The following is a 13,477-nucleotide window of genomic DNA, read 5'->3' as shown; positions in this document are numbered from 1 at the left end:
CGCCTCTAGTTTGTGCGTCCTTCTTTATTCTATCCATCAGATTTACAGCTGCCTGAAAATTCTTTACATCGTGTCCGGGCAAACATAAAATGAGTATGATGGGAGAAATAAAATGATCACAAGGGGGTAAAAACGTGTCGCTTGTAACCAAAATGGATGAACGTTCAGCAATCATCGACAGTCATGATTTAGGGATGACGGGTCGTACAAGTTCCTATGTATTACTTGAAGAGAATATCACACTCTTTGAGCCTTCATCAAGTCCTTCTGTTCCACATATTAAAAATGGGTTGAATGACCTTGGCATCCGGCTTGAAGATATTTCCTATATTATTGTTACCCATGTCCACCTTGACCATGCAGGCGGAGCGGGTCTGCTCCTTGAGAGCTGCCCGAATGCAAAGGTTGTCGTGCATCCAAAAGGGGCCAGGCATTTAATTGATCCCGGCAGACTTATTGCCGGTGCAAAAGCGGTGTACGGTGAACAGTTTGACGGTCTTTTTTCGCCGATAGTACCAGTGCCTGAAGACAGGATTCTCACCATGTCAGATGGTGAATCCATTTGGATCGGACCGGATTCAAAGCTCACTTTTTATGATACACCGGGGCATGCCAATCATCATTTCAGCATTTTAGACCATAAAAGCATGAGTATGTATACAGGGGATACAATCGGCATTTACTATCAGGAACTGCTTTCTGAGGGGCTTGAATTTTATTTGCCTTCCACTTCCCCGAATCAGTTTAACCCGGAAGCGATGCTTAAAGCCGCTGATTTATTTGACAGTTTGGACTTAAATGCAATCCATTTCAGTCATTTCGGAGTGAGCCGCAATCCAAAAGCCGCTACGGCTGCACTCAGGGAATGGCTACCCGTCTTTATCAGGGCAGTGGAAACAGGCGCCGGTCAAACCGGGGTTCAGTCTTTAGAAAAAGCAGCAGAACATGTTAAAATGGAACTTCAAAAAGAAATTTATTCTTATCTTGATCAAAAAGGCATTCCAAGAACACACAGCGTATACAGAATACTCGATCTTGATCTGTCCGTTTGTGCCATGGGTCTTGTTGATGCATATGCCAAAAAGATAAAGAGCTGAAAAAAGGAGCATGACAGGAATGAAAGAAGTTCATGTCTATACACAGCCCGACTGTCCGCCGTGTCAGGTTGTCAAGCAATATTTAGATCATCACGGGATTGAATACAGTGTTTTCAATGTAGCGGAAGACGCGGAAGCAAGAAAAAGAATGACAGGAAAATTAAACTCTTTTTCTACACCAACAGTGACGGTAGACGGGAAAACAGTAGCAGGATTCGATTTGCAGAAGCTTGAAAAACTGCTTGAAATTGGCTGAACGAGCAAAAAGGATGTCCCAAAGTTTTATTTTTGGGACATCCTTTTTATATACCTGCTGACCTCATAAGCCTCTTAGCAATTTCATCAAAATCCTCTTTAGAAATACCCGGGGCGAATTCTTCTGGTATTTCTTCCAGATCCGGCACCGGCGCTCCTGATGGCATGCCGTCAAATACTTTTAGAGGCTGGCCGTCAATCGGATGCTGTCCCTTCCAGATTTTATTTATGTCTTTATAATCCGTATCACTGAACGTATAAAGCCTCAGATGGATGCCCATGTCCTCAAATTTTTTCGCATCGGCAAAGGCTTTATTATCAAGATTAGGTATCGGCAGCATTTTTCCGACATCAACACCGGTAATGACTTCAAGAGCTTTTGCATATGCAACGACATGCACCCCGCCACGGACGAGCAAGTACCCGATCATCTCTCTGGCTACCGGGTGGTCCGTCATCTCATACACTCTCATTTTATGCGTCCTCGCCCCGCATTCAAGGAAAAAGTTATGAAGCAGATCAAGGACCAGGTTCCCGCTGTTGAATACATTTTCTCCCGTCCATGGTTTTCCCATAGAGTCAAAGGGATAGGAGGTCTGTGCCGTCTGAATAAAATGCTGGCTGTTCCTCTTGTCCTTTGCCCCCTGCATAGGTGTCGCATCAGGAGGTGCAGGATAAGTGGAGCCGCTCAGGATTAAATTGATCGTATTGGAAACGAGCTCAACATGGCCAAACTCCTCGGCCGTTATGCTTGAAACCAGATCATAAAAAGGCTTCAGCTTTTTCTTCTGCCTGAAATTGAAGGACTGAAACATATAATTATTAAGCGTTGACATCTCACCGAATTTTCCGCCGAGCAGCTCCTGAACGGCAGCTGCCGCATTTGGATCCGCATACTTCGGCTTTGGCAGCTCAATCAGCAGCCGGTTAAACCGCTTTATCATCCCGTAATCCCCCTTTAAAAGAGTGGTTCCCTTTAGAGGTTATGCAGGCCGGAATTTGTCTTATTACCTGACTGAGAACTGGAAGATGTCTTTCTTATCACTCTGCATTTACAGCAGCACTCTTAACGTCATAGGCGTAAGCGCTCAGCAGAGTTTTCATCTGAAAATAAGGGTTTAAAACAAAACTGAAACCGCCCTCATTTCCAAATAGAACGCCCTCAGGCTGATTGAAAATCAGGCTGACATTAAGCAGATTTTGTTTCTTTTCGGGAGATTCAGTTTTCGGCTCAGTTTCTGAAAAGATGACATCATCAATTTTATACTCGCCGTTCTCCTTCACAAACAGGACAGCCTCATATTGGTCATCATAGCTCACAGGTCCTTCCTCTTCAGCAGGAAAAAACTGAAATAATTTATACGTGTTTTTCTCGGCACCGAACGTCAGCTCTTCCTCATAATTGAAATATGGCATGCTGTACGGGATAAAATCACTGCCGTATACAATATAGCCGTTTTCAGTCTCTTTTACGTTCTCTTTTACGTAGGTTTCAATAAAGGAATGAGTGAAATAAGGTTTCATCATAGCCTTTATTTCATTTAAAGGCCGTTCCTTTTCGGTGAGAGAGGCTTGTACCTCTGATGCCTCCTGCACTGCCTGAACCGACTGTTCCTCAGTCAGCAGTTCCTCAGCAGAACCTGCATGTCCGTAACCCAGAAATAATATAAGTGCGACGAGTGTGCTTAAAAGAAGTTTCATGTCATTACCCTCCCGCTAATATCTGTGCTTAAATTTTATCAGAGTCTGTGTCGTTTTTATCCAACGATAATCCACAAAATACCATCATTTTCTGACAATTTCTCTTATTTTATTCCTTACCCTATTGAAAAAAGGTTAATCGTATTTCTTGTCAAAACAAAAACAGCAGCTGATTGCTGCTGTTTACCATGTACGTGTGAAAGCAAGATAAAAAATGTAGACCGCAATGAAAGCTGCTGCTATCAGGCAGGCCAGAAATACAGGATTCCTAATATAGGGATGCGCCTGAATTTTCTCATTCATCTGGGTATCGTGTTCGCTCTTTCTAGTGTCCACAAGCCGCCCTACACCAATTGTGTACAGCAGTCCGCCTCCAGCAATCATAAATGCCAGAATAGCCAGAGCGAGTGTGAATTTGTCCATATTGTCACCCCTTAGAGTGTTCTTTCTATCTAGGATGGCGCAATGAACAAAATTTATTACAGCAGCCCCTCATTTTCGTAAAGATAGGAATAGGGCAGATCGAGGAACAGGTAATGCTTTTGATCAATCGGGTAGGAGAATGTTCTGATGGATTCACCTGTTTCAATGTCGCTGTACACATCACTGAAAAAGCCTTTTTTCCTGATCTGCATTTTCATGATATTTTCAAGAAAATAAGGGCGCCAGCTCCAGTTTTTTGGTTATAATGAGGCTGAATTTTCCATTCATCGTCTTTTTTCAGGAAGTTCGAGCTTTGCTGAAAACCGTCCCCGTCGCAGACGTAGATCCTGAAACAGCAATCGTTCAGTTCTTCCGCGAGTTTTTTAATGAGTTCATCAAATGAACCTGCAGCATGCTTGGATTCTTTTGCAAACAGAAGACTGATTCTTTGATGAAACTGTTCAGACAGGTCATAGAAATGCTGCGGTTTTTTCTTTTCATACCTGATAAACGCCTGAAACTCTCCTGTCATTTTCTCTTTCAGGAGGTAAGGTTCTATTTTGCCTTCTCTTGGCGGCTGAAGATAATCCCCCTGAAAAAAGCGGCCGCCATTTTTCCAGGCGTACTGAAATTGGAAGTGAAGGTCAATTTCGCTGTACAAAATGGCTGCACCTATTTTTCTTGCAAGCAGGGATATGGAATACAGAACATCGTGATACGTTTGCAGGGGCGACGTTAACCTGAGTGGCTGCAGATCAATTTTCAGGATATTGGGCATCAGAAGAGCAATTCTGTCCAAATTGCTGCTTGCTTTCCCTACATTTTCAACCGCCATTTTAATGCCGTATGTCCGGTAATAGGTAAAAACATGTGTAAGCTGCCGAATATCACCTGTAAATGTATGCTCTGTAATTTCTATCACGATCCGTTCAAGATTTCCGCCCTTTTCCTGCCATTGAAACAATAATTCGAGAAGACTTTCCCCGTGATCGAGCATAAGCAGATTTGCATCTCTGTTAATAAATATCAGGGTATCATCAGCCGGATCTAGAAAATCATCAAGAGCTTTATGTAAAATGTGGCAGTCTGCCTCAAGTCTGTATTCATCAGGAATGGAATCATCTCTAAAGAAAGGCCCCATGCTCTTCCATTCATTGTTTAGGTTGATTCTCCCTACGATCTCATACCCGATTGCCTTTTGTTCGTCTGCACTGAAAATGGCCTGGTAGAACGGTCTGGCGTCCTCCAGGTTTGACATAATATCCAATGGATCCAAATCCCATTCCCCGCTTTCTCTCTTTGTTTTGTATGATTATACCATAGTGAGAGGACGGTTTAATGGTGCTTAAGAAATGAAAAAAGATGCTCTGAGGCGAGCATCTTTTTGAATGTATCGTCAGTGATTAAAACGGGTGCTGATTCAGCCATTGTCCGCCGTCTAATGTAATGCATTCTCCGTTCATGTATGAAGCTTCATCAGAAAGGATGAACGAAGCAAGGGCTGCGATTTCCTCAGGAGTTCCAAGACGTCCAAGCGGTACACTTTTCAGCGTTCTTTTAGCTGCTTCCTCAGATTGAAACAGCTTGTCCGCTCCCCCAGTTCTCTCAATAGGACCCGGTGCGATGGCATTTACCCGAATGCCGTATTTTCTTCCCCACTCAACAGCAAGCGTTCTTGTCATGGACAGCACGCCTGCTTTCGCTGCAGCAGAGTGAATGACACCCGCTCCTGCTCCCCAAGCATATGTAGCAACCATGTTCAAAATCGATCCTTTTTGCTGCTTTTCAATCCAGTACTTCCCTGCTGCACTGCTGCAGTAAAACGTTCCGTTCAAGACAATATTGATAACGGAGTTCCAGCCATTAACCGAAAGCTGTTCAGCCGGACAGATGAAATTACCCGCAGCATTGTTGACGAGACCGTCAATGCGTCCGAATGCTTCATCGGTTTTGCGGATCAGCTCTTCTGACATTTCAGGCACTCTCACATCCATCTGAAATGGAGTGATTGTCCCTTCAAGACCTGTCATTTCTTCTTTGGCTGCTTCTAAATTTTCAAGTGATCTTCCTGTAATGACAACGTTCGCACCTTGTGCCGCAAACTTACCCGCCATTGCTTTTCCCATCCCGCTGGAACCGCCTGTAACTATAATTACTTTATCCTTCAACAAAAACACCCCCAAAATGAATGACCATTCATATTTTACCATAGTTTTCTAACAATTAAAATAATTATCTCAAAAAGAGGAAAACAGACCTTCTTTCTAAAAGTAGTAGGGGCAGTTTTTTTGAAAGGGGGCGGGCAGTCTGGAACACACCCATTCGAGGAGAAGTTTTCTCAAATTTTTTTTATCGGCAGCTGCAGGAATGCTGTTTGCTCTTTTTTTCGGCTATGGTTATGCACGTTATATTGAGCCAAAATTGATGAAAGTGACTCAAATCACTATGAAAAACGGCAAAATCCCTCCGGCCTTTGATGGCCTTAGATTGGTTCAATTCAGCGATACCCATCTGGGTCATGATTATTCAATTGCCCAGCTGGTCAAAGTTGTCAGTAAAATAAACCAGCTTTCTCCAGACATCATTTTATTTACGGGAGATCTAGTCGATAAACCGAATCAATATGAATATTTGCACAAAATTGCCCCTGAACTGAAAAAATTAAAAGCACCGCTAGGAAAATACTCCATATATGGAAATCACGACCATGGGGGATACGGGACAGACGTTTATAAGGCCATAATGGATGAATCCGGTTTTTCTCTGCTGAAAAACAGCGGCAAAAAGATTTCTTTGCTGGATGGTTCATTCATCTATTTGGCCGGGATCGATGATTTGATGCTTGGAAAACCTGATTATGAGCAGGCGCTTGCCGGTGCAGACAGCAGTCATTTCACTCTCCTTCTTGCACATGAGCCGGATGCTGCACTGGAAGCGAAAAAGCACCCTGCAGACTGGCAGCTTTCAGGCCACAGCCACGGCGGACAGGTCCAGCTGCCCCTTTATGGCCCGCTCATAACTCCTCCCTTTGCTTCTGTCTATACAGAGGGCATGTATGAAGAGGATGGGCTGACCCTTTATGTGAACAGGGGGCTTGGTACGACGAGGCTTCCTTTCCGATTTCTTTCTGTCCCTGAAATCACTGTTTTCACATTAAGAACAAAAGAAAAAAGCACCTGAATTAAGGTGCTTTTTTGGTGCTGCAGCTGAACCCGGACGATATTTCTGACGGTAAAAGCGGGCCTGAAAAATAAAATCCCTGGCCCCTGTTGCAATTCAGCGAAAGCAGCCACTCCGCCTGATTCTCAGTCTCAATTCCTTCTGCGAGAACTTCAAGAGAAAGACTTTGAGCAAAGTGAACGATTGAAGCAATGACAGCGGCATCTTTGCCATCGCTGATTCCGCCTTTAATAAATGCCGGGTCTATTTTTAAAAGGTCCACAGGATACGTTTTAAGGCTTTGCAGCGAAGTTAATCCGCTCCCAAAATCATCAATCGCAATCCTCACACCGATTTCTTTCAGCTTCTTTAAGGCAAGTGAAGCTTCTTTTTGGTGATGAAGCGCGCTTTCAGTCACTTCAAGTGTAATTTGCCGGGGCAAAATCTGATAGGTCCGAAGCAGCGACCTGATCATTTCAGGAAGGTTGCGCTGCTGAAATTGTTTGGAAGACAGGTTAATGGAAATGCATTGGTTCCCGAATCCCTCAAATCTCCACTCTGCAAGCTGCCTGAACGCTTCTTCCATTATCCATTCTCCAATGGGAATAATTAGTCCGGATTCTTCTGCAGCAGGAATGAATTCGGCAGGAGAAACGTTTCCAAGCACCTCGCTTTCCCACCTGACAAGAGCTTCAAAACCCTCTGTCTCGCCCGTTTCAAGGTTAATTTGAGGCTGATAGACGAGGTGAAGTTCATCGTTTTCAATCGCCTGCCTGAGGCCTGAATCCATATCAAGGAGCCTTTTTGACCGGTGGTGGAGCCCGGCGTGAAATACTTGAAACTGTCCCCTTCCCTGATGCTTGGCTTCGTACAGGGCAAGGTCGGCCCCCGCAATCAGTTCTTCCCCGCTTATTCCATGCTCAGGGTACAGGCTGATTCCGATGCTCGGACTGACAAAATAAACAAGCTCATTGAGATAATAAGGTTCGGCAAACAAATCAAGAATTTGCTTAGCGAAGGAGGTTGCCTCCAATTTATCCGTTTTTCTGAATAACAGGATAAATTCGTCCCCTCCATGGCGGTATACACTGAAGGACGGTGCTTCAATGGACTGCAGGCGATCACTCACTTTTTGCAGGAGAAGATCTCCTGCCGAGTGGCCTGCTGTATCATTCAGCCATTTAAACCTGTCAAGGTCAATATACATGAGCGCATGAACAGAGCCCGCATCACTGCTGAGACAATCTTTAAGATGTTTTTCAAGAGCCGTCCGGTTCAAAAGTCCGGTAAGTGCATCATGAAAAGCCATATGACTGATCAGGGCCTCATGCCGCTTCTGGTCAGAAACGTCTTTAGCAAACAGATAGATGCCCTGAACGCTTCCATTTAAGATAATCGGAAATGTTTTCAAGTGAAGGTGCCATTCCTTGCTTTTCACTGTCAGCTTGACATCTGTTTCAAACGTTCTTCCTTCAGAGGCTTCCGATAACAGCTTTTCAGTTTCAGCTGCATTTTGTTCAAACAGTTTGAATATGGACTTTCCTGTAATTGAAATCGTTACTCTTTTAAAAAGATTAATTGCAGCGGGATTTGCCGACAGGATTGTGCCGTTCAAATTGAGTGAGAGGATGCTGTCATTCGTGTGATCGAACAGGGACCTGTATCTCTGCTCGCTCTCAATGAGCTTTTGCCTTTCAAGCATTCGATCTGAAATATCCCTTGTGACTGAAATAATATAGATGACGTCTCCTCTATCGTTTAAAATCGGCGTCAGCATCGATTCACCGAACATGACCGATCCATCCGATAACTGCACTTGATCCTGGAAGGAATAAGGTTCTTTTAACTCAATGACGGTCCTATACATTTCCGTGAGGAGAAGGGAGGTGCTTTTATCCATCACATCCGAAAGCGCCATACCCCCGTAATGATCAGGAAGACCGGCATGCCTCACTCCTTCGTCATTGACAAATACATACCGCAGCTGCCCCTCATCAACCTTCATCAGAAAAACAAGATCTTTTATATGTTCAAGAATGATGGCAAAAATGATGGATTCTATTTTTTCAATGTTTTCTTCTGAACTGAAATCTTCTGTAATGGCTTTCTTTAATTTATTCATGATACCCTCATTCTCAGCATGATCTTTATCACGCACTTCACCGTTTTTAATTAGTCTTTTTTCATAGTATCATATCCTGCACTGCCTGTACTATGATTCCTTCTGTGAAAGTGGGCTGTTGCTATTTACTCCACGCAAAAAAAGAGCACCTGAACGGCACTCTCCTTATCATTCCTCATCCTCTGATACTCTGTAGGACAATTTTCGCAATATTGCCTGGCTGTCAATCTCCTCTTCATGGGGGAGCCGGGATACATAATGATAATCACCGGACGCATCCTGTTCTCTGGCTTTGACATTATCAGACAGCATAATATCAAGCATTGAAAAGATTCTCGTCTTAATTTTCACATCAAACACCGGAAAGAGTATTTCAACCCGCTTTTCCATATTTCTGGTCATCATGTCTGCTGAGGATAAAAACATCTTATTTTCGCCGTTGTGATGAAAAGAGTAAATCCGGCTGTGCTCCAAAAACCTGCCGACAATGCTTCTTACCCGGATCTTTTCACTGATTCCCTCAATTCCCGGTCTCAGGCAGCATGTGCCCCGCACAATCAAGTCAATCTTCACTCCTGCAATCGAAGCCTCATAAAGCTTCATAATAATCGCTTTATCTGTGAGTGAATTCATCTTCGCAATAATTCTTCCGTTTCCGAAATGACGGTGGTAATCAATTTCCTGATCAACAAGCTTTAAAAAATCGGTTCTAATATCGAATGGCGCGACTGAAATGTGATGAAATTCCGGCTTTTCTGTGTAGCCGCTTAAATAATTGAAGAAATTGGTCGCATCAATTCCAAAGTGGTAGTCAGAGGTAATCAAACTCATGTCCGTGTAAATTTTCGCTGTCTGATCGTTGTAATTTCCGGTCCCCAGATGAACAAACCGTTCAATCAGGCTGTTTTTCCGTCTGACAACAAGCGTAATTTTGCTGTGGGTTTTTAAATAGGTCATCCCGTAAATAACATGACATCCCGCTTTTTCCAGTTCTTTTGCCCACTGAACATTATTCTCTTCATCAAACCTTGCTTTAAGTTCAACTAGGACGGTTACCTGCTTGCCATTTTCAGCCGCTTTTTTCAGCGCTTCAATAACAGGCGATCCGCCGCTTACCCTATAAAGAGTCTGCTTGATGGCTAATACATCAGGGTCTTCTGCAGCGTCTCTGACAAAATCAATCACAGGTTCGAAAGATTCATAGGGATGGTGCAAAAACAGGTCCTGGACGGCTGCGGTCTGAAAAACATCATCATCAGCAAGAAGATCTTTAGGCGGCTGCGGAATAAACGTTTCATAAGTCAGATGTTCAAATTTAGAACTCAGCTCTTTGTAAAAACCAAACAGAAAAGTAAAATCGAGCGGTCCGTCAATTTCATAAACATCGCCGCTGTGGATCTCAAGTTCTTCAAGGAGATAATCCAAAACGTGCGAATCAAAGCCGTTCTTTCTCACTTCAAGCCGGACGGCTGCACCCCATTTTCTTTTCTTCAGTTCTTTTTCTATTTCCTTCAGAAGGTCTCTTGCCCCTTCTTCGTGTATGGTCATATCGGCGTTTCGGGTAATGCGGAAAGGTGTGACCGACTGGACGTGATAGCCGTGGAACAGTTTATGTATATAGCGGGTGATTACATCTTCCAATAATACATATGAGCAGTCTTTTTCGCCTGAAGGGATGGGAATAAACCGGTCGAGCACGGCCGGAACCTGCACTATGGCCGTTTTCGCCCTGAATTCTTCTGTTTCAGAATGATCTTCAAGCTTCACGACCAAATTGAGGCTCTTATTCAGAAGCATGGGAAATGGCCTGTATGCATCAACAGCCATTGGGGTCAGCACGGGAAAAATGTGCTCGTCAAAGTGTTTTTCAATAATGACAAGCTGGTCCTCCTTAAGGCTTTCTAAGCTTAAGAATACAATCCCTTCCTTCTTCAATGCGGGTAGAATCACGTCATTATAGGTGCCTGCCTGGAGATCAACAAGTTTATGATTCAGTTCTGATATTTGCTTCAGCTGCTGTTTCGGGGTAAGTCCTGCTTTGTTCTCAGGTTTGCCGAAACCCGCCTTCACCTGGTCCTTTAGACCCGCAACCCTGACCATAAAAAACTCATCAAGGTTTGAGCTGAAAATCGCAAGGAACTTCAAGCGTTCCAAAAGTGGGTTTCTGCTGTCAATCGCCTCTTCGAGCACTCTTTTGTTAAAGGCAAGCCAGCTGAGCTCCCGGTTATTGTAATAGTGAGGGCTGCCAAGTTTTGCTTCATCGGTGTGCAATGTGCTCATAAAAAAGTCACCCTTTTGAATTAGTCATTTGGATTCATTTGTAATGATAGCACTTGAGGTTTAGAGGAAAGTAAATGGTGTGTAAAGATTATATGTGGTTTATGTAAATGCTGCAGAAAAAAGAAGAGCTTCTCCTCTTCTTTTCCTTTTACTAATCTATTGCTGAAACTTTAATTGAATGTTTTTCTTCAGAAATTTTTCAAGATTCTTTTTTTGTTTTTCTGCCTGATACTCCTCAGGCATATAATTGCCGTCACATGTGATGATGCAGACTGTGCGGTCAATTTCATCCTGCAGGCTGACAGAACGGACAACATTTCTTTTTGTTGCATTCAGACTGTAGGCAAATTTAATGATGGCTCCAAGCAGCATGATCTTGTGCTGTTCAACTTTTGAAAACCAGTGTTTGAAAGGAGCTGAATATTGTTTGTAGGCAGACTTGCTTTTAAAGGAGGCGATCAGCGCAAGCTTCAGTCTGTCTCTGTGGGACAGACCGTCTATCGTCCGATTGGCAATCAGGTAAAAGGTATGCTGGCTGCTTGATTCCGAATCAATGTACTGCCCCAGATTATAAACGAACGATCCTCTCCTGATCAGGCGGATATCTTCTTCTGTATAAGAAATTTTCCCCGCTGCAGCTAAACCGGAATACAGCTCAAGGGCAATTTTTGTGACATGCTGCACGTGATCAAGGTCAATGTCATAATCACTCAGCAATTCGTGAAAGCTTTCTTCAATGACACTCGGAAAAATGGCTGTTCCTGTGCCTCTCGTAAGCTCTTCATAAAAAACGCCGTCCCTCAGGCCCTTTCGGCTCAAAATAAACCGGTCTGAAGCCGTAATGGCTGTCAGCGTGACAAAAACCTGCGCTGCCGGAAGAATAATATCAGCCCTGTCTTTTGACAGTCCCTCCGTTCGTTGCAGCTCATGCATGGTCATGGGGGAAAGAAATTGCTGAACGTCCAGGAGATCGTTTCCTGACATTTCATATAAGTGGACGCCTGCAAGCGGATATTCCTGCATGGCCTGGTGGATTTGTACGATATTGCGCGCACTTCCCCCTATTGCCACTACCGGCAGACCTTTATTCATAAGCCAAGGCAGTGTTCTGAAGTTTTCTTCAAGATATAGCCTGAGCTCATGCAATTCTGTCTTTGTCGGTTTTTCCCCTTTTACAAACTCTTTTTTCAAAGACAGGGCTCCGAAAGGAAAGCTGTGATAATTTATGAGGCTGCGGTTTTCAAAGTAGGTAATCTCCGTACTCCCCCCGCCGATATCAATGGTGATTCCGCTCCTGATCTGAGTGGAATTTACGGCTGCGAGGAAACCGTAATAAGCCTCTTCATATTCGGAGAGAATGCGGATGGTAAAATCTGTCTTTTCTTTGACTAATCCTAATACGGCGTCCTTATTGACAGCCTGTCTGATGGTCGCCGTTGCTGCACACTTCACATCTTTAAGGTCATGATGCCTCGTTACTTCCTGAAAACTGAGCAGAGATGAAACTAAAACGCTGATTCCTTCGTCGTTTAAGAAAGACTCATCTGTTAGATAGTTCCGGAGCCTCGCCGATATCTTTACATTTTCAATTTCTTTGAGTCTCCGGCTTTTATCACGCTGATAAATAACCAGTCTCATTGTGTTAGAGCCAATGTCAATAATCGCATATTTTTCCTTAATCATCTGCTCAACTCCTCTGAATATAGAAAATTATACCACATCGAAGAAACGGAGTGGCACAGCGGGCGGAAACAAAATCCATATGTGCACATATGATGCTTTAACACGCCGGAACTGAGCAAATGCCTCAAGAAACCGGAGCCTAGTCATGTGAAACGAAGTATTCATCACAAATAAAGCGGTGAAAACAGATGATCTATCTTGTAAAACCCGGTGAGACCCTCACCTCTATTGCCCAGGACTTCCGCATCAGTCCGACGGTTCTCATTACTGCCAACCAGCTGTCAGATCCAAATAAATTAACCGCCGGACAGCCTCTGATTATTCCCGGGCTGCCTGAGCCTTCTTCCATTCCATACAGCATCATGATATCGATTGGCCGCAGACAGCTGACTCTGCTGAATAGAGGACAAGTGATGAAAGTCTATCCGATAGCTGTCGGGAAGATTCTTTCAAGAACCCCTATTGGAGAATTTGTCATTGTCAACCGACAGCCGAATCCTGGAGGTCCATTTGGAGTGCTTTGGCTCAGCCTGTCAAAAATTCATTACGGCATACACGGCACGAACGATCCAAGCTCAATCGGAAAGGCTGTTTCAAGAGGCTGCATCCGCATGCAGAACAAAGATGTCCTTGAGCTCGGGTCCCTTGTCCCGAACGGAACAAGGGTATCCATTCGCCAGTAAAATTTTTACAAAAACTTTATGTTAAAACGAACATGTTTCTATTATAATAACTACTGTGACTACTATCCTGCAAA

The 13,477-nt window shown here is 43.8% G+C and carries 11 protein-coding genes and 1 pseudogene; 4 read left to right on the top strand and 8 right to left on the bottom strand.

What is annotated here, in order from left to right; all coding sequences use genetic code 11:
• The first annotated feature begins 134 nt into the window (after positions 1–134).
• Positions 135–1,097, top strand: a complete 963-nt coding sequence (locus JOJ89_RS08075; RefSeq protein ID WP_242524678.1) for an MBL fold metallo-hydrolase — start codon at positions 135–137, stop codon at positions 1,095–1,097.
• 19 nt (positions 1,098–1,116) lie between these two features.
• Entirely contained in the window at positions 1,117–1,353 is a 237-nt protein-coding gene (locus JOJ89_RS08070) for a glutaredoxin domain-containing protein (protein ID WP_029565500.1), read from the top strand.
• 46 nt (positions 1,354–1,399) lie between these two features.
• Here JOJ89_RS08070 and JOJ89_RS08065 read toward each other — a convergent pair whose 3' ends face one another.
• The 5 genes and pseudogenes from JOJ89_RS08065 to fadH form a co-directional block, all read right to left on the bottom strand.
• Entirely contained in the window at positions 1,400–2,296 is an 897-nt protein-coding gene (locus JOJ89_RS08065) for a manganese catalase family protein (RefSeq protein WP_203290081.1), read from the bottom strand.
• Positions 2,297–2,393: 97 nt separating this feature from the next.
• Positions 2,394–3,053 carry a DUF3993 domain-containing protein gene (locus tag JOJ89_RS08060; RefSeq protein WP_203290080.1) on the bottom strand — a complete coding sequence of 220 codons (660 nt, stop codon included), beginning with the start codon at positions 3,051–3,053 and terminating at the stop codon, positions 2,394–2,396.
• Positions 3,054–3,236: 183 nt separating this feature from the next.
• Positions 3,237–3,476, bottom strand: coding sequence for a hypothetical protein (locus JOJ89_RS08055; protein ID WP_029565497.1), 240 nt, complete (start codon positions 3,474–3,476; stop codon positions 3,237–3,239).
• Positions 3,477–3,532: 56 nt separating this feature from the next.
• Positions 3,533–4,734: pseudogene (locus tag JOJ89_RS08050) on the bottom strand (EAL-associated domain-containing protein).
• A 145-nt stretch (positions 4,735–4,879) separates the two neighbouring features.
• The gene (gene fadH, locus JOJ89_RS08045) at positions 4,880–5,686 is read right to left on the bottom strand and encodes a 2,4-dienoyl-CoA reductase (RefSeq protein WP_203290079.1); all 807 of its coding nucleotides are present in this window, start codon (positions 5,684–5,686) and stop codon (positions 4,880–4,882) included.
• 157 nt (positions 5,687–5,843) lie between these two features.
• Here fadH and JOJ89_RS08040 point away from each other — a divergent pair, with 157 nt between their 5' ends.
• On the top strand, positions 5,844–6,656 hold the full coding sequence (locus JOJ89_RS08040) for a metallophosphoesterase (protein ID WP_203290078.1): 813 nt from the start codon (positions 5,844–5,846) through the stop codon (positions 6,654–6,656).
• A 1-nt stretch (position 6,657) separates the two neighbouring features.
• On the opposite strand, the gene JOJ89_RS08035 is transcribed toward JOJ89_RS08040, so the two are convergent.
• From JOJ89_RS08035 to JOJ89_RS08025, 3 genes are all read right to left on the bottom strand, one after another.
• A complete protein-coding gene (locus JOJ89_RS08035; protein WP_203290077.1) occupies positions 6,658–8,757 on the bottom strand; it encodes a sensor domain-containing protein in 2,100 nt (699 codons plus the stop codon).
• A gap of 168 nt (positions 8,758–8,925) precedes the next feature.
• Complete coding sequence (locus JOJ89_RS08030) at positions 8,926–11,037, bottom strand: RNA degradosome polyphosphate kinase (protein ID WP_203290076.1); 2,112 nt, start codon at positions 11,035–11,037, stop codon at positions 8,926–8,928.
• Positions 11,038–11,193: 156 nt separating this feature from the next.
• On the bottom strand, positions 11,194–12,720 hold the full coding sequence (locus JOJ89_RS08025; protein ID WP_029281580.1) for a Ppx/GppA family phosphatase: 1,527 nt from the start codon (positions 12,718–12,720) through the stop codon (positions 11,194–11,196).
• Between the two features lie 188 nt (positions 12,721–12,908).
• On the opposite strand from JOJ89_RS08025, the gene JOJ89_RS08020 reads away from it, so the two are divergent.
• Positions 12,909–13,403, top strand: coding sequence for a L,D-transpeptidase family protein (locus JOJ89_RS08020; protein WP_203290075.1), 495 nt, complete (start codon positions 12,909–12,911; stop codon positions 13,401–13,403).
• Positions 13,404–13,477 lie beyond the last annotated feature (74 nt).

This window comes from Metabacillus sp. cB07, from assembly GCF_016839225.1.
Lineage (GTDB): Bacteria > Bacillota > Bacilli > Bacillales > Bacillaceae > Bacillus_P > Bacillus_P indicus.
The sequence above is the reverse complement of the archived record's forward strand: the minus strand, read 5'-3'. Positions and strand labels throughout refer to the sequence as shown.